A 23,292-nucleotide genomic window follows, 5' to 3' on the forward strand; every position below is an offset into this window, starting at 1 on the left:
ACAAATGTAGTACGTAGAATATGTTACATGTAATATATGTAAAATTTAGAGTTAACAATGAATAGAACAATTGTATGTAATTATGGTTTGTTCTATTTTTTGTTAATAATCTAATATTTTTTCCCGTTCGTTGTATTTTATAATAACCATTGATACAATATATGTATATAAATATTAGCGGGGTGAAACCATGTTGACAGAAAGATTTTTAGAATTTACGCATCATATATTGATTAATGCATGTGAAATGAGCTATGTTGAAGAAGCTCCTGGGACATTGGAGCTATTACAAAGATTAGATAGAATACTTAAATACTATGGCAATGATAAAGAATATGTAAGCCTTAATCAAGAAATAAATATATTGCAGGATTATTTTTTTATCATGAAAATGAAACATGGTAATATTTGTGATCTGCGATTTTTAGGAACTAATGAAAGAAAAGATATACAAATACATAAATTCAGTATCATAAGTTATGTAGATAAGATTATACAAGAGCATAAAAATGATAGAGATAAATATACTACCTATAATATTTCTGTAGAAATTGATGAACCTATTACATTGTTGGTGGAATCACAAAGTAATGAAGAAATAAAAAGCTATGAATGTAAGCTGAATGAAGAGGTATAGATTATGTATAAAGTACTAGTTGTAGACGATGAAATTTTATCTAGATATGCTCTTAGAACATTGATCTCAAAAAATTTTAGTAATCTTGATGTAGTTGGTGAAGCAGAGAGTGGGAATCAAGCAATTACATTATGTGAACAATACCACCCTGATATTGTCATTATGGATATAAAAATGCCTGGGATGGACGGATTAGAAGCTTCTCAAAAAATATTATCAATGATGCCTGATATCAATATACTTATACTGACGGCTTATGATTATTTTGAATATATCCAAAAAGCTATGGAGATTGGTATTGTTAATTATCTATTAAAGCCTATTGTTACAAAAGATACTGTGTATAAAATTAATAAAGTCTTAGAAAGTATAGAATCCAGGGGAGATATACAAAAGAAAACTTTAGAAGAAAAGATTGAATCCATTATACCTGTTATTGAAAAAGAATTGGTGAACGCTTTTATAGAAGGAACTATTGATTCCGATGAAATAAATCATTATATGGAGGTATTGCAGTATCAGATATATAAAGGATATTTTATGCTGATATCTTTCCAGAATGATGACATGAAACATATTAATAGTTCAATAATGAAAAGAAGAAATAGAGAAAAAATCATTAACACTGTTAGAAGATATCTACCATTCATGACTTCTTTCATATTAGGAACTCCTATTGGTAATACAATAGTTATTTTCATATATCAAAAAGAGAAGAACAATATAGACACAATAGAAGAATCTAAACTAATAGCAGCTAATCTAAGATATAAAATAAGAATTATTGATAAAATAGATATATTCTTAGGAATTGGAAATTGTTATCAGGATTCTAATAACTTTGGAAAATCATACAAGGAGAGTTGGGAATCATTGCAAAGAGCGATTAAAGAAAGTACAATATATCACTATTGCAATATTGAAAAATCAAATAAAGGGAAAATATTATATCAATATCCAATTAGATTAGAAAAAGAATTAACAGGAAAATTGAAAATCGGTTCCAAAGAGGAATGTTCACTTCTCTGTGAACAGATATTAGAGAATATATTTCATAATTGCTTTAATCTTAATGTATTAAAAGATTACTTATGCCAATTTATCTATAGTCTCAAACATAAGATGATTGAATTGAATGTTAGAGATGACATGATTAATTTTACCAGTACCATAGCTGCCTTATCAACCATTAAAGAATCTGATGAAGTCAAAATATGGGTATATAATATAACAAATTATATGCTAGATAGAATTTATGAAATGAAAAAACAAGATGAAACTCAAATTATTAAGGATATATATGATTATATAAACACTAATTTCACAAAAGATATTTCACTAAATCAAGTTGCAGACCTGGTTGAATTATCTTCCCAGTATGTCAGTAAGCTGTTCAAAGACAAATTTAATGTTAATTTTATTGATTACATTATAGGACTTCGTTTAGAAGCCTCAAAAGAATTATTGAAAAACACAAATCTCAAGATAAAAGAAATATCTAAACGTGTAGGATATGAAGACTCCAATTATTTTTGTAGGATATTCAAAAAAAATATAGGCATGAGTCCGAAAGAATATAGACATAAAAGATAATAGGTTAGGTGATATGAAATGAAAAGAAACAATAATAAACTAACTTTTAGAAAAATATTGACCTTATATTCTCTAGGAATTATATTAGTCATGCTAGCCATTAATTTCACATCTCTAAGTAGTTTGAAAAATAATTACTTCAGTTTTAACATGCACTTAACGGATTTATCTCAAGTTCATACTTTATATGTTGAGATAGATGAACTCTATTCACATATTGATAATTATACCTTGAGTGGAGATCATGATTATCTGGAAAAATATAATTACAAATTGAAAAATGTCATCAAAAAGATAGAAGACCATATGGAACGTACAACTGACAATGAAATCTATTACAAATATTATGATGCGAAAAATATGATAGCTACTTTTAGTTCCAGAAGTGATGCTATAATAAGAAATCATGATGTTCAAATGGAGCAAATATATATAGATGAATTATTATCTGAACTGGAAAGACTCAAAAGTTATATACAGGAAGAATTACAATCAATTATTACATTGAAATTAAATGTAGTCAGTTCAATCTACTCTAATTTAAAAGAAGTAATACTTGATAAGGAAGGGCAGACGTTTTTATATACATTAATTATTACAATCATTTGCTTCACAATAGCATACTTGTTTTCCCAACGATTATCCAAGCCTATACATCAATTGGTTATACAACTTAAAAAAGTCGCAAAAGGAAATTACGATACCACTGAGGTAAAAATAAAAGGACGTGGAGAATTACAGACCTTAATTGATTGTTTTAATTATATGATGGTAAAATTAAGAAAACAAATGGAACTGATTAATGAAAAGGCAGATATGCAAAAAAAATTACAGCAAGAAGAAATAAAGAACCTGGAAATGGCCAATTCATTAAAACAGTCTCAATTGAATTACTTGCAATCTCAGATTAATCCCCATTTCCTTTTTAATACACTGAATTCAATTGGAACTTTAGCAGATATTGAGGATGCTAAGCAAACGAAGATGATGTTAGAAAGTTTAAGTGAACTACTCAGATATAATCTAAAAAAAATTAATGACGTTGTAACCCTTGAAGATGAGTTCAACATAATAAAAAACTATATTTACATTCAAATGATCAGGTTCGGTAATAAGATTCAATATAATATTCATATGGATGAAAAAGTCAAAGATTTTATGGTACCCAGTATGATATTACAGCCTTTTGTTGAAAATGCAATGATTCATGGCTTGGAACAGAAAGAAGGAAAAGGACATCTAACTGTAGAGCTAAAAGATGAGTCAGACCATATCAATATATTGATAAAAGACGATGGAATAGGTATGACACAGGAACAAGCAGAATCGCTACTAAAATATGAAGATGAAAAAATACTGAATAAAAATTATACAAAAGGTATGGGCGTATGTAATGTAGTAAAAAGGCTGGTACTATATTTTGGTGATAACATTGTATCTATTGAAAGTGGAGTAGCAAAGGGAACAAGTACTACTATAAGAATCCCTAAGGAATTATTATAAGATATTGAAAACAACATAATTATTGAGGGCTGTCAATTTTCCGACAGCCCTCTTTTTATTGGAACTGGATTATTTGATTTGTTCTTTATCTATAATAACATTGTTCAATCTTTGTGAAACGATGTTATTATTACATACCCAAGCATAAATCGAAAGAAAGGTTCTCTGGCAGGAACTAGTAGATATCTATTTCCCAACCTAAGCAAATCATTTAATAAAATGAAGTTGAAGTACTCAATTGATAATAAAAGCAATGGGATTCCTAAAAGTAACAGCTTTCTAATGTTAATGTGCCACTTACCCTGTATTCTCATATGCCTTAGTAGTGATTCTAGACCAAATAAAGTACCCATAACTATATTTATTAATAATGTAGCAAAGTGCTTCATGCTAAAATATGATATAGATGACATCATACCCATTCCAGTCTCAGGCCAGGCTTTCAGGTGTTCAACATAAATCATACTATAGATATGTACAAAAAACACAATCAATAATAGTAAGAATAAGTATCTGAATGTCTTATTCTTCATAATTCCTCCCTATCCTTGAAACATGCATAGTTTCAATCGTTTGTAAAAGCATAATCGTGTAATAAGTGTATAAGTCTTACATCTGATGAAATCAGCTTATAAAAATGCATTGTTACACCGTAAACAACTACATTCTCATCAATATAATAGCCGATAGTAGAGCTTACCGTTGTTGTGATACCATCATAGGTTCTGGAAAAAATCACTATGGCATTGAGCTAGGAATAAAAGCTTGTCTAGAGGGAAAGAGTGTATTATTTATATTAATTGCTAACTATTTTGGCTTATATTTACTATTTATTAAAGAAGCTCTTTTGACAGAATTGTAACCAAAACGACCACGAAGTTCATCTACTAATTTATCAACTTGCTCTTTTTTTACCGTGTTTTTCTCATTTTCAAAAAGAGATAACTGCTTATAATCTTGGTTGCCAAAATTCCCTATACCAACACCAAGTAATCTTATTGGTCTATCTAATGGTATATGGGCTAGCAGATTACACGCCATATTATAAATTGTATCTGTTACATCCGTAGGTTCATCAATAGTAATACTTCTAGTTATGACATTAAAATCATTATACTTTATTTTAATTGATATGGTTTTACCTTTTGAAATATGTTTGCGAAGTCTCCAACTAACTGAATCTGCTAATAGCAAAGCTTCCTTTTTAAGTTCATCCAAATTACTTACATCCGAAGAAAAAGTAATCTCATTACTAATGCTTTTCATATCATTCTTTACATTAGGATTGATGATATCACTACCAATACCATTCGCAGAATTATGGATTTCTGAGGAATACTTGTTACCTACAATCGTTTCCAATACACTCATTGGACATCTAGCTAAATCTCCAATCGTAGATATATCCATTTTATTAAGTGCTAGAGTAGTTTTCTTACCAACACCATATAATTCTCCTACAGGTAGATGCCATAATTTCTCTTCCACATCCTTCGGATAAATCTCTGTAATACCTAGAGGCTTCTTATAATCAGATGCCATCTTGGCTAACAATTTATTTGACGATATTCCTACTGAACAAGGTATATCTAATTCACCCAGTAATCGGTTTTGAATAGTTATAGCCACCTCTTGTGGTGAACCAAAAAGATTCTCTGTTCCAGTCATGTCCAAAAATGCCTCATCAATTGAAAGTTGCTGTTTTAAAGGAGTATATTCATCAAAGATACCCATTATTTCTTTTGATATATTACTATAAAGATTATGTGTCGGCTTCACAACAGTAGCCGAAGGACATAACTTCACAGCCTGCCAAATAGGCATAGCCGTTTTCACCCCATAAGCTTTAGCGTCATAACTGGCAGCTAATACGATACCACGTCTCTTCTGAGGATCTCCCCCAACAATTAAAGGCACTTTTTTCAATTCTGGATTGTTAGCCTGCTCACAAGAAGCAAAAAAAGAATTCATATCAATATGAAGTATTGTTCTCATAATTATCCCTCTTATTATATGGGTATATAATTGTAAATTGATTACAAACCCGAATGTGTGTTCTTTTATAATGATACCATAAAAATGGATTGGAATGAATATATTTTTTGTTTTGGATATTATATTGCATTTGCCTATCATTGAGTATATAATATACTTTAAATAATTTGCAAAATATGAATTACTTAAGCTTTAACTTACTTATGTTAAGTGTTTTGAATCAATAATGTTTATAAATTAAAAATCCATTAGTAACAAGACATTTATCTTAGTTTTATGATATTATTAAAAATAAGACAATATATATTCAAATCAATAAAACTTAAGTATGAAATTATAGGAAAAAAATTCCTTATATTAAGAAGGGGGCATTCAAATGCTAAATATTAAATATGAATTAACCAAAGATTTAAAGCAAAAACCAGATTTCAATAATCTTGGATTCGGAACAAAATTTACTGATCATATGTTTATTATGGATTATACTGAAGGAACAGGATGGCATGATCCAAGAATCGTACCTTATCAACCAATTTCTTTAGATCCTTCCGCTATGGTTTTTCATTATGGACAAGAAATGTTTGAAGGAATGAAAGCATATAAAGCTGAAGATGGTAGAGTGCTTTTATTTAGACCAGATAAAAATATCCATAGAACTAATGTAACTAATGAAAGATTATGTATACCTCAAATGAATGAAGACGATATGTTTCAAGCAATCAACGATCTTATCAAAGTAGAAAAAGATTGGATACCAACTCCAAAAGGAACATCTTTATATATTAGACCGTTTATTATAGCTACTGATCCTTTCCTAGGTGTAAGGGCTTCTAATTCTTATATGTTCATGGTTATACTATGTCCAGTTGGTGCTTATTATAAAGAAGGTATCAATCCTGTAAAAATATGGGTTGAAACTGAGTATGTTCGTGCAGTAAAAGGTGGCATTGGTTTCGCTAAGACAGGTGGAAACTATGCAGCTAGTATCAAAGCTCAAATGAAAGCAAAAGAAAGAGGATATTCTCAAGTATTATGGCTTGATGGAGTAGAAAGAAAATATGTTGAAGAAGTAGGAACTATGAATGTATTCTTTAAGATTGATGGAGAAGTTATCACACCATCTCTTGAAGGTAGTATATTAGCAGGAGTTACAAGAGATTCTGTTATTGAACTATTAAAAACTTGGAATATACCTGTTTGTGAGAGAAAACTATCAATAGACGAAATCTATGTTGCTGCAGAAGAAGGAAAACTTGAAGAAGCTTTTGGAACTGGAACAGCCGCTGTCATATCACCAATAGGTGAACTTAACTATAACGGTAAGGTAATTGGTATTAATGATGGAAAGATAGGCGAAGTATCCCAAAAAATCTATGATACAGTTACTGGTATCCAAACTGGTAATGTGGAAGATACTTTCGGATGGGCAAAAGAAATAAAATAATTATAATAATAAAATATGAAGTATATATAAAAAAAGAGGGTTTTAATTAACCTTCTTTTTTGCTATTGTAAATTGCTATCAAAATCATAATATTGACAATAAATATTATTAATCAAATACATATGATAAATTAAGATAATGAATATCTTTTGATAATTTTCTTTATTAACTAAATTCATGGAATAAGTTTTCTAGAAATCTTGTTTGTTATATTTATTAATGTTATTATTATTTAAAGTAGTATTAATTTAGGTTATATTTTTCAATTTACCACATTAATGTATCTGAGCGGTGGACTATTGCAATGCATTAGCAAATTAGTAAAAATGCACAAAAATAGTAAAGAAAAATTGTTGCGTATTTACGACTTAATTCTCAATTTTTATTGGAAAATTAGTTTTGATATGTTATTATATAAGTATAAATGGTATAAAACACAAACTATTTATTGAAAACCTATAATACTACTTGGTGTCTAACTGTTTTTCTGACAAAGACATTGAAAACGAACTATAGCAAAGGAGCGTAATATGGTTAAGGGATTGAATATTTCTATCTTTACAGGGAATTTTGGCAGTGGTAAGACTGAAATGGCGATTAATTCAGCGCTAAGATCTGCTGAACAAGGAAAGAAAACGGTACTTGTAGATGTTGATGTGGTTAATCCTTTTTTTCGTTCTGCAGAAGTTAAACCTTTATTAGAAGAGAAAAATATTAAGGTTATAACTCCTAATTTTGCGACAACGAATGTGGATATACCTTCATTACCAGCATCTATCTATAGTGTTTTTAACATGGAAAATACCAATGTTTTCTTTGATGTAGGAGGCGACGAAGACGGGGCAACTAGTCTTGGGCAATTCAAAAGATATTTTGATGATTGTGATTACAAAATGTATTTTGTAATAAACACGAGAAGACCGTTTACTAGTAATGAACAAGATATCATTAATCTAATGAAACAAGTAGAATTAAGATCAAGATTAAAGATAACTGATTTAGTTAACAATACTAATTTGTCCTACGAAACAACAGAAGAAATTATATTACAAGGTCAGAAAATAATAGACAACGTATCGGATATGACTAACATATCCATAGCTTATATAAATGCTAAAAAAGATATTTCCGTAGATTTACCTGAAAAACATAAAGATAAATTATTTTATATGGATTTATTTATGCAACCCAAATTTTAGGATATGCTAATATGCTTATTAAATTTAGCTGTCCTAAAGTATTTTTGCTAGATTATGAAGTATTAATAATTACAGGAACATTTAACTATAATTTTATCTGATCTTATTACATGAAGATGAATTAATATTTAGATGTTTCCTTAGGTGAAAGGAGATTACATATGGCAAAGGTAACTTTTAATGAAGAGTTATGTAAGGGATGTGGATTATGTACCACAGTATGTCCTAAAAAGATAGTGGTATTATCTAAAGATAAGATTAATTCAAAAGGATACCATCCCGCCACAGTTACAGATATGGATGAATGTATTGGTTGTGCATTTTGTGCTACTATTTGTCCAGATGTGGTTATTAAAGTAGAAAAATAATTATGTGTAACATAATTATAAAGCCTTTAAATTTTTGTTTAGGAAATGTTCCTAAAGAGTATAGAACGGAGGAGTAATAATGGAAAAGGTTTTAATGAAGGGTAATGAAGCCATAGCAGAAGCTGCAATACAAGCTGGATGCAAATATTTTTTTGGTTATCCGATAACACCACAAAATGAAATTCCAGCATATATGGCTAAAAAATTACCTAAAATCGGAGGTGTTTTTTTACAAGCAGAATCCGAAGTTTCAGCCATAAATATGGTATACGGAGCAGCAGGTACAGGAGCAAGAGTTATGACATCATCATCAAGTCCTGGAATAAGTTTGAAACAAGAGGGCATTTCATATATAGCAGGAGCAGGATTACCTTGCGTAATAGTCAACATAGTAAGAGGTGGCCCTGGGCTTGGAGGAATTCAACCAGCGCAATCAGATTATTTCCAAGCTGTTAAAGGTGGAGGACATGGGGATTATCATCTAATTGTATATGCTCCATCAACTTTACAAGAGATGGTTAGTCTTACAATGGAAGCATTTGATGTAGCTGATTTATACAGAAATCCTGTCATGATTCTTGGAGATGGAATGTTAGGTCAAATGATGGAACCAGTTGAATTCATTAAACCACCTGCAAGAGATTTACCAAAAAAAGATTGGGCTACAACAGGCTGCGATGGAACTAGAAAACCTAACATTATTAATTCATTATATATTGATCCAGCAGAACTAGAAATAGAAGTAGATAATACATATAAAAAATATAAGTTAATTGAGGAAAAAGAAGTTAGAGTTGAAGAATACAACTGTGAGAATGCAGAGATAATTATAACTGCTTATGGAACAACAGCAAGGATAGTAAAGAGTGTAATTGAAATGGCTAAAGAAGAAGGAATCAACGTAGGATTAATTAGACCGATAACATTATGGCCATTCCCTTATAAATCTGTTGAAAGATACGCTAATGAAGAGCATGTAAAAGCATTCGTAAGTGTTGAGATGAGCAAAGGTCAAATGATCGAAGATATTAGACTTGGAGTTAACGGTAAAAAAGACGTATATTTTTATGGCAGAACAGGTGGTATGGTACCAACTCCTGATGATATTATGGCAGAGATTAGAAAAATAGTGAAGGAGGTATAATAATGAAAGTAGTATTTGAAAAACCAAAGGCCCTAACTGAAACTCCTTTTCATTATTGCCCTGGTTGTACTCATGGAATAATACATCGTTTAGTGGCTGAAGCTATAGATGAGCTTAATATACAAGATAAAGCTATAGGGGTAGCTCCTGTAGGATGTTCTGTTTTTGCATATAAATATTTTGACTGTGATATGCATGAAGCAGCACATGGCCGTGCACCTGCTGTTGCAACAGGTATTAAAAGAGTTCTACCTGATAATATAGTTTTTACATATCAAGGTGACGGAGATTTAGCATCTATTGGAGCAGCTGAAATTGTTCATGCAGCAGCAAGAAATGAAAATATTACCGTGATTTTTGTAAATAATGCAATCTATGGAATGACAGGTGGACAAATGGCCCCAACAACACTAGTTGGTCAAGTTACAACAACATCTCCTTATGGAAGAGATCCAAAACTTGCAGGATTACCTATAAAAGTATCAGAAATGTTGGCTACTTTGGATGGAGCATATTACATAGAAAGAGTATCAGTTCATGATGTGAAGCATATCAAACAAGCTAAAAAAGCTATAAGAAAAGCTTTTGAAAATCAAGTTAATAACAAAGGATTTTCATTAATAGAAGTGTTATCAACTTGCCCTACTAACTGGGGAATGTCACCTTCTGAATCACTTGATTGGGTTAAAGATAACATGGTTCCAGTATATCCTTTGGGTGTTAAAAAGGAGGGGAAGTAACAATGACAGAGCAAGTAATAATTGCTGGATTTGGTGGTCAAGGTGTTATGTCTATAGGTCAAATACTAACATATGCAGGGATGACTGAAAAAAAAGAAGTGTCATGGTTACCATCTTATGGACCAGAAATGCGTGGCGGAACAGCTAATTGTAATGTAATAGTGTCAGACAAACCAGTTGCATCACCTATAGTAACAAAAGCTACAGCAGGAATGATGTTAAACAAACCATCATTATTCAAATTCGAGAAAAGTGTCAAAGAAGGCGGTAATCTATTAATTAATAGCTCGCTAATAGATGTAAAGGCAACTAGAGATGATATAAATGTATATTATATCAAGGCGAATGAGATTGCAGTAGAACTTGGTAACACAAGAATAGCTAATATGGTAATGCTTGGTGCTTACTTGGAACTAACCAAAGTTGTTAGTATAGATTCAGTTACTGAGGCACTTAAGAAAGTATTAGGAAAATCAAAAGAACATTTAATTCCAATTAATATAAAAGCTATGGAACGTGGAGCTGAATGTGTTAAGTAATGAATAAAAGGAGCTTGAAAAAGCTCCTTTTTATATATAGCCATATGGAAGAAATACTTCATAAGGTAATCAAAAAAAGAGAGGAGTAATAATTATGTATGAAGGAAAAAAAATCAGGTTAAGAGAATATAGGAAGTCGGATGTTGAAACAGCACAAAAATATATTAATGATAAAGAATTGAAGAAAAATCTTAATCCAGGAATACCATTTCCATTTACGTTGCAAGATGAAGAAAAATGGTTTGAAAGTAATACTGCATTGAAGGATACATATAATTTTGCTATTGAAACTCTTGAAGATAATATATATATTGGTGGTTGTGGAATAAACCAGGTTGATTGGAAAAATAGTAATGTAGAAATAGGAATATTTATTGGAAATAAAGAGTATTGGAATAAAGGATACGGAACAGATGCAATGAATGTACTAATCAGGTTTATATTCAACGAAATGAATATTAACAAAATCAAACTGGATGTTTATTCATTCAATGATAGAGCAATGAGATGCTATGAGAAATGTGGGTTCAAGAAAGAAGGAGTCTTACGTCAAGAGCTTTATAGAGAAGGCAGATATCATGACATCATAGCAATGGGATTACTAAAAGAAGATTACATGAAATAAATAATAAAAAAACGGTGGGAATGTTAAATATGATTATTATGTGGTTAGTAAATGATGAAATTAGATAATTGAATAGAATAATTCTTATTGGCATTTATTGACATCTTGACAAAATGCGATAATATGATACAATATCTTACAACCTATATCATAGATTTAATAATTCAATAGTTAAATTAATCTCAAACAAGACGATATAACTAGTTTGAGGGTAATATAATTAAATAATTGTTTCGTATAAATTCTCTAATATGGTGAGGAAGTCTCTACCCTGTAACCATAAAATACAGGACTACGAATTTATAGTATAATTAGTTAGTACCCATTTATTATTCATAAATAGGTACTTTATAGAATTTTGGAAATTACTTTTCTACAAACTGATTGACATTTCCTGATTTTACTAAAACTTATGCAATGCATATCTACTATGAATTAAGGGACTTCCAAATGGGAAGTTTTTTTATTTTAAAAAATTGTTAATATGTACCACCACTTTGTTATGAAACTTCTCAATTACATGTAAACGAAAATAATTAACAATTATCATAAGGAGTCTTGTGTAATGCTTGTAGATAGAATTAAAGCAGCAACAAAAGAAATAAAAGCAGATTTAGTAATTAGTAATGTAAACATAGTAGATGTATTTAATCTAGATACATATATATCAGATGTAGCCATAAAAGATGGATATTTTGTAGGGATTGGTGAGTACAAAGGTGAAGGTATATCAGAGATTGATGGAACAGGGAAAACTATTATTCCTGGTTTTGTAGATGGTCACTTACACATAGAATCCTCTATGGTTACACCAATTCAATATTCTAATGCGATATTACCATTTGGTGTAACGACTATTATAGCTGATCCTCATGAAATAGCTAATGTAAGCGGAATTGATGGAATAAAATATATGATAGATATGGCTAAACATGTCCCATTAGATGTGAATATCATGCTACCTTCTTGTGTTCCAGCCACTAGTTATGAGCGAGGTGGTGCAATTCTTACAGCTAAAGATTTGAAACATCTATATGAAGAAGAAAGTGTTATAGGACTTGCGGAAGTTATGGATTTTCCATCGGTGATATCTTGTGATGAAGATATGATAGAAAAATTGCAAGATTCAAAAATGAAAAACTATACAATTGATGGGCACTGTGCAGGATTTGACATAGATAAGTTAAATGCTTATGCAGCAGCAGGAATTAAAACAGATCATGAAGCTACAACAGCAAATGATTTGATCGAAAGAAATAGAAGAGGAATCCACACTTTAGTTAGATACGGTTCCGTTTGCAAAGATTTACCTAATATATTACCTAGTATTAACGAAAGAAATCATAGGTTATTATGTTTTGCAACAGACGATAAACATCTTGATGAACTAGTAACTATTGGTGGAGTTAATCATAATGTGAAATTAGCCATTAAGGCAGGTATTGATCCAATAATAGCTATATCAATGGCTACTTATAATACCTGTAGTTGTTATAAACTAAGTGAAAAAGGAGCAATCGCTCCAGGATATATTGCAGATTTTTCATTAGTGGATAATATTAGGGATCTTAATATTATCGATGTTTATAAAAATGGTATGTTAGTAGTTAAAAATAAAGAACTAATTAAAGAAGTTTCAACAGACATATGTGATAAGCCAGAAAAGCTACTAGCTTCTATTAATATTCCTGACATAAAAAAAGAAGATCTTATTATTGATATGAAAGGTCATCATAAAGCTAATGTCATAGAAGTTATCAATGATGGCGTAGTCACAAAAAAATCTATTGAAAAGGTCATAACAGATGATCAAGGATACTTTCAACCAAATATAGAAAAAGATCAACAAAAAATTCTAGTGATTGAAAGACATAGGAAAACTGGTAACATAGGTAAAGGTATTCTCAAAGGGTTGAAATTGGAGTCAGGAGCAATAGCTACTACTATATCTCATGATTCACACAATATAATTGTTGTTGGAACTAACGATAACGATATATTGAAGGCAATTGAAGCTATAGAAGAGATGCAGGGTGGAATCGTTGTTGTAGAGGATAACGAAGTTTTAGCTAAGTTGAACCTTGAAATCTGTGGGTTAATAACTACTAGGGATTCAAAAGTTGTAATAAAAGAGTTAGAAAACCTTAATAAGATGATTAAGACAATTGCACCAAAAGTAGATGTTAATCCATTACTGACACTTTCGTTTATGTCACTTGTAGTTATACCAGAAATCAAAGTTTGTGAAAAAGGATTATTCGATTTTTCAACCTTCGATTTCATTAATGTCTACGTGAAAGAATAATTTTTTTAGAGTTATATAATGCATTATTAATTAAGACAAGAAGACTTGGAAATAAATCTCTGAGTCTTTTTATTATATAATGAATCTATAAAATACATTTGCTTTTTAAGGTAGTGAAAATTAATAAACATATTTATGAAATTATAATCAATCCAAAGTAATATTTTATTAACTCCTTGAATATAAGGTATATTCATAAAGGGTGGAAAATATGAATATATTATATTACTAGGACAAGGAGGAGATTTATATGTTAAGAGGATTCAAAAAGTTTTTGTGCATATCATGTGTCATGTCATTACTTACAATATCTACTCACAATGTTACATATGCAGAAGATAATACAAACTTCTATGTTGGGACAGGTATCTATGATATCACTGGACCTGCAGCAGAAGTAGTTATGATGGGTTATGCTAGCAATGAACAAATAACTGAAGGAATTCATCTGAGACTTCGTTCAAGAGCATTTATAATTGTTGATAATACTAATAATAAGAGAGCTATATTTGTTAGTGCAGATTTGGGACAAATATTTCAGGGTGTGAAACAGGGTGTAATGAGAAAATTGCAACAGACATATGGAGATTTATATAAAGATGAAAACGTTATGTTAAGTGCAACTCATACACACTGTGGTCCAGCTGGACATTCTCACTATGCTTTATACAATATTTCAGCATATGGTTATATAGAGGAAAATTATGAATGCATAGTAGAAGGTATATATAATTCTATAGTAAGAGCTCACAATAATCTTGAACCAGGTTATATTGAGATTAATTCATCTACACTTCAGGAAACAAGTATTAATAGATCCATAGTAGCTTATAACAATAATAATGAAGATGAGAGAGATATATTCCAAGATGATATTGATAGAGATATGATAATGCTTAATATCAAAAATAATGATGAACATTTATTAGGTACCATCAATTGGTTCCCTATACATCCAACATCGATGGGAAATACGAATCATTATATATCAAGTGATAACAAAGGATATGCATCTTATTTATATGAAAAAGATATGGGAACAGATTATAGGGCAGATAAAACATTTGTAGCTGCTTTTGCTCAGAGTGATTGTGGGGATATTTCTCCAAATATAAATGGTGGAGAACAAGGTTACGGTAATAATGATTTTGAGAGTACTAAGTTTGCAGGAGAACAGCAGTATCTGAAAGGTCTTGAATTAAGTAATACTGCAAATACTATTATAAACGGAAATATAGATTATAGACATAAATACATTGATTTCTCAGATATAAGTATTGCTCCAGAATATATTAATTATAAGTGCAATAGTGAGTTGCCAACCCAAATATCAGAAGCAGGTCATATGTCAACGTATGATGCAGCTATAGGATATTCATTTGCTTGCGGAGCAGAAGATGGACCTAGCAACATAGATATGTTTCACGAGGGAATGACAGCTGATGATTATCCTATAGAAGAGGGATGTAATCTGGTAAAAACTGCTCAACGTTTTCTTAATATAATTCCAGAAATTAATACTGTAAATGGCTTGAAATATCCAGAATTATGGGAGCAACATTATCCAAAACCTATACTTTTTGCTACGGGAAAAGGAGAGCCATATCCTTGGACTCCAGAAATATTGCCTATACAAATTGTGAAGATTGGTCAATTGGTTATGGTGGCAGTTCCAGCAGAATTCACTTCTATGTCTGGAAGAAGGTTAAAAAGAATTATAAAACAAACTATGGACAAAGATTCTTCTATAGACCATATCGTTGTTATAGCAGGACTATCCAATGCGTATAGCGGCTATGTAGCTACTCAGGAAGAATATGATATGCAGCACTATGAAGGTGCATCAACTCATTTTGGAAAATGGACATTACCAAGTTACTTACAAGAATTTCGTGAAATTGCTGATGATATGAAAAATAACTTTGCAACTGAACCAGGTCCAACACCTAGAGATCTGAAAGATGAACAAATGTGTTTCCAAACAGGAGTTGTACTTGATAATGTTCCTATAGGGAAGGATTTTGGAGAAGTTGAAGAAGATGTAAACTCTTATTATAACATTGGTGATAATGTATCAGTTTCATTCTGGACTGGACATCCCAAGAATGATTTGAAAACTCAATCAACTTATCTAGAAGTTCAAAAACAGGTTGATAATGAATGGGTAACAATCGCTAATGATTGGGATTGGGAGACTAAGTACAAGTGGATAAGAAAAGATCCAGTATGGGGTAGTTCTCTTGCAAAAGTAGAATGGACAATACCTAAGGATACCTTGCCAGGAACATATAGAATTCTTCACCATGGTGCATATAAGAATGGATGGACAGGTGATATCATACATTTTGATGGATTATCAAGTGAATTCCAAATACATTAATAATAGAATATATAAGATGTTGATATGTCAACATCTTATTTTTATGTAATACAGTTAATTCACTAATACTTGGTTTTTCCTAATTAAATAAAAATTTAATTCAATTCTAGAAATTAATATTGACTATCATTATCAAATGGATTATACTGGTTATGATATATTCTAATTAATTAAACAAATAACTACTATATCAAAAATATTCATATTGAAAAAATATATTTATTAAATAAGGAGGTATTTATGTAAAGATTCAATTAGATATATTATCAAAAATATTACATCTGTGTTTACAATCTGTGGGTTAGGCAATAGGTATCTAAACAAATAAAAGATAGAGGGATATGAATGAGGAAAAAAAATTGGTTAAGTATCGTTTCATTTTATGCAAAAGAGTGCAAAGTAAAATTAGTAGTTTCGGTATTTTTTGCCATTATAAGTGTATTTGGAGGAATAGTTCCTTATATGGCAGTTTATCGTATTTTTGTATTATTCTTTGATGGAGCTCAAACAGTGGATAACATAATATTTTGGTCGGGAATTGGATTAGCAGGATATGTGGTAAAAGTAGTGTTTCATGGATTTTCTACTGTATTATCACACATATCCGCATATAGAATATTAGAGAGCATTAGACTTTCTATATGTGATAAATTAATGAAAGTACCATTAGGAGTAGTACTCAATGAATCAGCAGGAAAAATAAAAAATACTATTGTTGATAGAGTTGAGACTATAGAACTTCCTTTGGCGCATATGATTCCAGAGAGTCTTTCTAATCTTGTATTATCCATATGTGTACTAGTATACCTCATAATCATTGATTGGAGAATGGCATTGGCATCATTGATTTCTGTTTTCATTGGAGGTATTACCTATGGAATAGTTATGAGAACATATAATGAAAAATATGATGATTACATGGAATCAAGTAATTATGTTAATGGTGTAATTGTAGAGTATATAGAAGGAATCCAAGTAATAAAAGCATTCAATCAATCAGCGAAATCATACGAAAAATTTGAATCAGCTGTAAAAGAATTTAAAAATTATACGTTAGATTGGTTTCGAAGTACTTGGAAATTAATTAATTTCGCCAGTTCTGCATTACCAACATCACTACTTGGAACTCTACCTATTGGTTTATATTTATATATAAAAGGTTCACTAGGTCCAGCTGAATTGACAATGTGCTTATTACTGTCACTTGGAATAGTTGGTGCCCTTACTAACTTTACTATACTTGTAAATGATTTAAAAGCTATACAATTTGCTTTGAGAGACACATATGAATATGTTGGTGTTGATGAGTTACCAAATGCTTCAAAAGAAAAGAAATTAGATACCTATAACATTGAATTCAATAATGTATCTTTTTCTTATAATGAAGATGACAAAGCTATTACTGAGAATAAAAGTGCATTGTTAGACATTAATCTGAATCTACAAGAGGGTCAATTTACAGCTTTTGTTGGAGCTTCAGGCAGTGGAAAATCAACAATAGCAAGAATGCTCGTAAGATTTTGGGATGTAACTCAAGGAGAAATTAAAATAGGTGGAATTAATATTAAGGATATCCCAATAGAACAGTTGATGGATTCAATAAGCTATGTGACACAAGATAATTTCTTGTTTAACTGTTCGTTAATGGAAAACATTAGATTAGGAAACATTAACGTATCTGATGAAGAAGTAATCAGAGCATCAAAAGCAGCTTGTTGTCATGAATTCATTGAAAGACTTGATAATAAGTATGATACTACAGCTGGAGAAGCTGGAGGTAAACTTTCAGGTGGTGAAAAACAGAGAATAGCTATAGCTAGAGCAATACTTAAAAATGCCCCTATTATTATTCTTGATGAAGCTACAGCTTTTACTGATCCAGAAAATGAAGATAAAATACAAAAATCAATAGCCGAACTTACAAAAGGTAAAACACTTTTGGTGATTGCTCATAGACTATCAACCATTAAGCATGCAGATAATATTGTAATTCTGGATAAGGGTAAAATCAAAGATATTGGTACCCATGAAGAATTACTTGGTAAGTCAAGTCTGTATAAAAATATGTGGGATGCCCATATCGGAAGTAAACATTGGGCTGCAAGTAGTAGTAAATCAAATGATAGTGAGGTGCAATTAAGTGTTTAGATCAATAAAAAGAATAATTAGATGGACAGGAAATAGAAAAAAACGTATATATAAAGGATTTGTATATTCTTTCTTTAATTCATTATTCATCGCAATGCCTATTATGGGAACTGCCATTGGATTAAATCTTGTTATTGAAGATATGAATGGAACAAAAAAATTAACTACTGATTATGTTTTGTATTTATTAGGTTTCATGATTGTTGCTTTATTAGGAAGATTTCTATTCTCTTATCTAAAAGCAAAATCCCAAGAAAGTGTTGGTTATGAAGTTACTGCAGATCAAAGAGTTGAGATAGGTAATATATTGAAAAGAGTGTCTTTAGGATTTTTTGACACCCATAATGCTGGAGAAATAGCAGCATCAGTAACAACTGATCTTTCATTTGTAGAGATGTATGGAATTAAAATGATAGATACTGTAGTAAATGGATATATTTGTGTTTTCACAATGATATTGTGTCTATTATTTTACAATATAGAGATTGGTTTAATATGTCTTGCTGGAGTTTTATTATCAGCATTTTTCTTGAAATTGTTAGGCAACAAAAGTGATAAAAATGCACCAGAACACCAATTTTCTCAAGAATCCATGATTGCGGCTACTATTGAATATATAAGAGGTATACCAATCGTAAAAGCTTTCAAACAAGAAGGTGTATCACGAAAAGGAATAGAAGATGCTTATAAAAAGAGTAAAGATATCAATATTAAGATAGAAAAAGAATTCACTGTTTATAATAGTTTTCATGTATTATCTCTTAAAATAGCATCTATAGCTATAGTTTGTGTAGCAGCATTAATGGCTAACAAAGGAACAATGGATATACCAACAATGCTTATGATGGTCATGTTCTCCTTTGTAATTTTTGGTAATGTTGAAGGGATCAATGATGCCGCTCACGTATTGGAAATTATTGATGAGACAATGGATAAATTAGATAAAATCAATCGTGCGAAATATATTGATGAAAATGGTGTGAATAAAGAATTATCTTCATATGATATAGAATTCAATAATGTAACTTTTGCATATGATAAGAATGAGATATTGAAGAATGTATCATTTGATATCCCTCAAAAATCTACCACAGCAATTATAGGAGCTTCTGGTAGTGGTAAAACAACAATATGCAATTTGATAGCTAGATTCTATGATGTTAACAAAGGGAAAATAACCATAGGTGGACAAAATATCAAGGATATGAAGTGTGAAAGTCTATTAAAAAACATCAGTATGGTATTTCAAAATGTATATTTATTCCACGATACAATATATAACAATATTAAGTTCGGTAATCCGGGTGCAAGCAAAAAGGATATTATAAAAGCAACTAAAAAAGCTAGATGCCATGATTTTATCATGAGTCTACCAAATAAATATGACACAATTATAGGAGATGCCGGTTCAACATTATCAGGTGGAGAAAAACAAAGGATTTCTATTGCCAGAGCAATATTGAAAGATGCTCCTATAGTAATATTAGATGAAGCAACTGCAAGTATTGACCCAGAAAACGAATATGAAATTCAAAGGGCGATAAGTTCACTTGTAGAAGGTAAAACTATGATTACAATAGCTCACAGACTAGCTACTATCCAGAATGCAGATCAAATATTAGTTGTAGATAATGGAGAAATAGTACAAAAAGGAAGTCATGAGCAACTATTGAATGAGGATGGAATCTATAAGAATTTCTTATCCATACGTGAAAAAGCTGAAGGATGGAGTATTGTATAACTCAGATAATAAGTATAGTGATTCTAATAATAATTAAATTAAAATAGATGAAGGATAGATACAATGAATAGAATAGACTTTAAAACATCAAAAACCGATCCTCGTGTATTAATATTTTTGGTTATAGTGGTATCTGTATTAAGTTGTATGCTTTTTCAACTGGCTATGGTATATGTATTATTCCTGATTGTAGATATATTGATGTTTAGTCAGAAGATGAAGAAAAAAGCCATCCATTTTTTTGTGGCTTATAATATATTAATTATATTAAGAAGAGCTTTAACTCTTATATCAACCTATTATATAAGTATGGTTATATCAATGATAATTATTTTGTTGTTACATGTAATACCTATATATATAGTGTGCTTCATCATGTTCAATAAGAACTATATGAATGAGATGATAACTGCTCTAGAACATTTGAAAATACCAAAGACATTTATTATTCCGCTAGCTGTTGTGTATAGATATATACCGACAATTACAGAAGAAATAAGTCTTGTCAGGGTTAGTCTTAAAATAAGAGGGTTAAATCCTTCTTTTATAGGATTTATAATGCACCCAATGAAAATGATTGAAAATTTTATGATGCCTCTATTAATCAGAAGTGCAAAAATTGCTGATGAATTGTCAGCAGCTACTCTTTGCAAAGGATTAGACCTTAACAATAATAGAACTTGTACCACAAAAGTTAAATTTCAGGTAATTGACGGGTGCTATTGTATTGCTTTTATATGTATAGCAGTAATAATTGCTTTTATTGACAAGAATTATATATTATTGTGATTGATAATAATTAATTATTAAGGAGTATATTATGTTGGAAAAGAACCAGACAGTTATTGACTATAGACATTTGTATTTTAAATATGAAGGAAGTGATGAACAAGCATTATCAGATATTAATCTTTCTATAAGAAAAGGAGAATTTATTGTACTTACAGGAAAAAGTGGTTGTGGAAAAACTACTTTAACAAGATGTGTTAATGGATTGATTCCTAATTTTTATAATGGAGAATTTAGGGGAAAAGCTAAGGTGAAGAACTATGATTTAAGCAAAGATGAAATAAGAGAAATATCACGTGAGGTAGGGTCTGTTTTTCAAGATCCCCGTTCACAATTTTTTACTTTGCATGTTAAGACTGAAATTCCATTTTCAAGTGAGAATTATGGGATTGATTCTGAAGTTATTCAAGAAAATATTAAGAAATCAGTTGAAGACCTTAAGCTTCATAATCTAATCAATAAAAATATTTTAAACTTATCAAGTGGTGAAAAACAAAAAATTGCTGTTGCTTCAGTATATACTCTTGGAGCGTTGATATATGTATTGGATGAACCTTCTTCCAATCTGGATTCTGAAGGTACCAAACAACTAGGGGAAATACTAAAAAAATTAAAAGAAAAAGGACACACAATAATAATATCAGAGCATAGACTTAATTATCTGAAAGATCTAGCTGATAGAGTTGTATATATGGAAAATGGGAGTATCAAGGAAATAATTAATGGGAAAGATTTTGTGCAAAAATCACCCCTTTGGCTTGATAAAAAAGATCTTAGACAATTATATATCAGTCCTATAGAGTTACTGAAATACAAAAGAAACTTCAAACAAGTAAAAGCAAATCCTTTATTGAAAGTTAATAATTTATCTTTTAGATATAGAGGAGGGAAATATATCTTTGACAATGTTTCATTTGACTCATATGGTGGAGATGTAATAGGTATATTAGGAAAAAATGGAGTTGGTAAAAGTACTTTATTAAAAGTGTTGATGGGACTGGAAAATCCCAATAAAGGTGAAATATATATAGATGATAAAAAAGCATCAAAACGAGTACGAATCAAAAATTCAACTTATGTTATGCAGGACGTAGATTACCAACTATTTGCTCCAAGTGTGTTGGAGGAAATGATTATGGGATTACCAGATTCTAAGGAGATAAGGGACAAAGCAAAAAAATATCTTAGTTATTTTAATTTAGGCAAATATATTGAAAGACATCCAGCATCCCTTTCTGGTGGTCAAAAACAAAGATTAGCTATAGCTATGGCTTGTATGAAAGATTCAAGATTACTATTTTTTGATGAACCAACAAGTGGATTAGATGCAGCTAACATGAAACAAGTGAGTAGTGCAATAAGGAAAATATCAAATAGTAATAGATGTATTTTTGTAATTACCCATGACGAGGAATTTGCCAATCTAACATTTAATACGGTATTAAAACTTAATGAGGATAAAACCATTATTTATTATAATATGAATAAAGAAAAAAATAATTATAAAAAGGAGAATTTAGCATGAGTAATACCCAAAAGAACAGTAAAGTAAAAGACCTAATAACAATAGGGATATTTAATGCTCTACTTATAGTTGTATTTGGAGCTATAGCTTGTACAATAGGATTTTTTCCACCTATATTGATAGTACTGCCATTGATTTCATCAGCAATTGGTGGTTTGATTTTTATGTTAATGATAACTAAAGCGCCTATGAGAGGTATATTTATAATAAGCAGTGCACTGCTAGGACTTGTGCTTTTTAATATGGCACCTGGTGGCAGTATGCTTATAACTACATTAGCAGGCGGAATAATAGGAGAGATAATCTATTACTTAGGTAGAAAAAAATTCATATCTATTGCATTAGGATATGCATCTTACATGTTTGGATTAGCACTTGGTGAATATTATCCATTCATCTATATGCAGGAAGAATATATTGAGTTATATGCAAAAAAAGGCAGTCAATCTTTACCAGTTGCACAAAAATGTATAGAGATTATGACTCCCGAATTAATGATAATACTAAGTATCTTAACAATAATCACATCTGTATTAGGTTGCCTATGGGGCAGAAAGATGTTACATAAGCATTTTCTAAAAGCAGGTATTGCATAATATTTATCTAAAATAGGAAGG

General features: G+C 30.4%; 19 protein-coding genes and 1 riboswitch. Of the genes, 17 read left to right on the forward strand and 2 right to left on the reverse strand.

Annotation, left to right across the window (positions count from 1 at the left end; genetic code table 11):
• Window positions 1-190: 190 nt before the first annotated feature.
• From ACX6CF_RS16195 to ACX6CF_RS16205, 3 genes are read left to right on the forward strand one after another with little or no spacing between them, the layout of a single operon-like run.
• Window positions 191-637, forward strand: a complete 447-nt coding sequence (locus tag ACX6CF_RS16195) for a histidine kinase (RefSeq protein ID WP_458786391.1) — start codon at window positions 191-193, stop codon at window positions 635-637.
• A 3-nt stretch (window positions 638-640) separates the two neighbouring features.
• On the forward strand, window positions 641-2,230 hold the full coding sequence (locus ACX6CF_RS16200) for a response regulator (RefSeq protein WP_458786392.1): 1,590 nt from the start codon (window positions 641-643) through the stop codon (window positions 2,228-2,230).
• 18 nt (window positions 2,231-2,248) lie between these two features.
• Window positions 2,249-3,733: a sensor histidine kinase gene (locus ACX6CF_RS16205; protein ID WP_458786393.1), complete on the forward strand. Its 1,485-nt coding sequence runs from the start codon at window positions 2,249-2,251 to the stop codon at window positions 3,731-3,733.
• Between the two features lie 104 nt (window positions 3,734-3,837).
• Here ACX6CF_RS16205 and ACX6CF_RS16210 read toward each other — a convergent pair whose 3' ends face one another.
• Window positions 3,838-4,266, reverse strand: a complete 429-nt coding sequence (locus ACX6CF_RS16210; RefSeq protein WP_458786394.1) for a hypothetical protein — start codon at window positions 4,264-4,266, stop codon at window positions 3,838-3,840.
• Between the two features lie 274 nt (window positions 4,267-4,540).
• The gene (dinB, locus tag ACX6CF_RS16215) at window positions 4,541-5,728 is read right to left on the reverse strand and encodes a DNA polymerase IV (RefSeq protein WP_458786395.1); all 1,188 of its coding nucleotides are present in this window, start codon (window positions 5,726-5,728) and stop codon (window positions 4,541-4,543) included.
• 376 nt (window positions 5,729-6,104) lie between these two features.
• On the opposite strand from dinB, the gene ACX6CF_RS16220 reads away from it, so the two are divergent.
• From ACX6CF_RS16220 to ACX6CF_RS16285, 14 genes are all read left to right on the forward strand, one after another.
• Window positions 6,105-7,172: a branched-chain amino acid aminotransferase gene (locus tag ACX6CF_RS16220; protein ID WP_458786396.1), complete on the forward strand. Its 1,068-nt coding sequence runs from the start codon at window positions 6,105-6,107 to the stop codon at window positions 7,170-7,172.
• A 530-nt stretch (window positions 7,173-7,702) separates the two neighbouring features.
• The gene (locus ACX6CF_RS16225) at window positions 7,703-8,371 is read left to right on the forward strand and encodes a hypothetical protein (protein WP_458786397.1); all 669 of its coding nucleotides are present in this window, start codon (window positions 7,703-7,705) and stop codon (window positions 8,369-8,371) included.
• Between the two features lie 161 nt (window positions 8,372-8,532).
• Window positions 8,533-8,739 (forward strand): 4Fe-4S dicluster domain-containing protein, encoded by a 207-nt coding sequence (locus ACX6CF_RS16230; RefSeq protein WP_458786398.1) that lies wholly within the window; start codon window positions 8,533-8,535, stop codon window positions 8,737-8,739.
• A gap of 79 nt (window positions 8,740-8,818) precedes the next feature.
• The gene (locus tag ACX6CF_RS16235; RefSeq protein ID WP_458786399.1) at window positions 8,819-9,883 is read left to right on the forward strand and encodes a 3-methyl-2-oxobutanoate dehydrogenase subunit VorB; all 1,065 of its coding nucleotides are present in this window, start codon (window positions 8,819-8,821) and stop codon (window positions 9,881-9,883) included.
• A 2-nt stretch (window positions 9,884-9,885) separates the two neighbouring features.
• Window positions 9,886-10,623, forward strand: coding sequence for a thiamine pyrophosphate-dependent enzyme (locus ACX6CF_RS16240; RefSeq protein WP_458786400.1), 738 nt, complete (start codon window positions 9,886-9,888; stop codon window positions 10,621-10,623).
• 2 nt (window positions 10,624-10,625) lie between these two features.
• Complete coding sequence (locus ACX6CF_RS16245) at window positions 10,626-11,162, forward strand: 2-oxoacid:acceptor oxidoreductase family protein (protein WP_458786401.1); 537 nt, start codon at window positions 10,626-10,628, stop codon at window positions 11,160-11,162.
• 94 nt (window positions 11,163-11,256) lie between these two features.
• Window positions 11,257-11,787 (forward strand): GNAT family N-acetyltransferase, encoded by a 531-nt coding sequence (locus ACX6CF_RS16250; protein ID WP_458786402.1) that lies wholly within the window; start codon window positions 11,257-11,259, stop codon window positions 11,785-11,787.
• A gap of 213 nt (window positions 11,788-12,000) precedes the next feature.
• Window positions 12,001-12,102, forward strand: a riboswitch (purine riboswitch).
• Between the two features lie 250 nt (window positions 12,103-12,352).
• Entirely contained in the window at window positions 12,353-14,092 is a 1,740-nt protein-coding gene (ade, locus tag ACX6CF_RS16255; RefSeq protein WP_458786403.1) for an adenine deaminase, read from the forward strand.
• A gap of 250 nt (window positions 14,093-14,342) precedes the next feature.
• The gene (locus ACX6CF_RS16260; protein WP_458786404.1) at window positions 14,343-16,472 is read left to right on the forward strand and encodes a neutral/alkaline ceramidase; all 2,130 of its coding nucleotides are present in this window, start codon (window positions 14,343-14,345) and stop codon (window positions 16,470-16,472) included.
• 345 nt (window positions 16,473-16,817) lie between these two features.
• On the forward strand, window positions 16,818-18,620 hold the full coding sequence (locus ACX6CF_RS16265; RefSeq protein WP_458786405.1) for an ABC transporter ATP-binding protein: 1,803 nt from the start codon (window positions 16,818-16,820) through the stop codon (window positions 18,618-18,620).
• Window positions 18,613-20,361: an ABC transporter ATP-binding protein gene (locus ACX6CF_RS16270; protein WP_458786406.1), complete on the forward strand. Its 1,749-nt coding sequence runs from the start codon at window positions 18,613-18,615 to the stop codon at window positions 20,359-20,361. The genes ACX6CF_RS16265 and ACX6CF_RS16270 overlap by 8 nt, the downstream gene beginning before the upstream one ends.
• Before the next feature lie 63 nt (window positions 20,362-20,424).
• Window positions 20,425-21,150 carry an energy-coupling factor transporter transmembrane component T gene (locus ACX6CF_RS16275; protein ID WP_458786407.1) on the forward strand — a complete coding sequence of 242 codons (726 nt, stop codon included), beginning with the start codon at window positions 20,425-20,427 and terminating at the stop codon, window positions 21,148-21,150.
• 31 nt (window positions 21,151-21,181) lie between these two features.
• Window positions 21,182-22,675, forward strand: coding sequence for an ABC transporter ATP-binding protein (locus ACX6CF_RS16280; protein WP_458786408.1), 1,494 nt, complete (start codon window positions 21,182-21,184; stop codon window positions 22,673-22,675).
• A complete protein-coding gene (locus tag ACX6CF_RS16285; protein ID WP_458786409.1) occupies window positions 22,672-23,271 on the forward strand; it encodes an MptD family putative ECF transporter S component in 600 nt (199 codons plus the stop codon). The genes ACX6CF_RS16280 and ACX6CF_RS16285 overlap by 4 nt, the downstream gene beginning before the upstream one ends.
• Window positions 23,272-23,292: the final 21 nt, after the last annotated feature.

The sequence above is a fragment of the Vallitalea sediminicola genome (assembly GCF_054408565.1).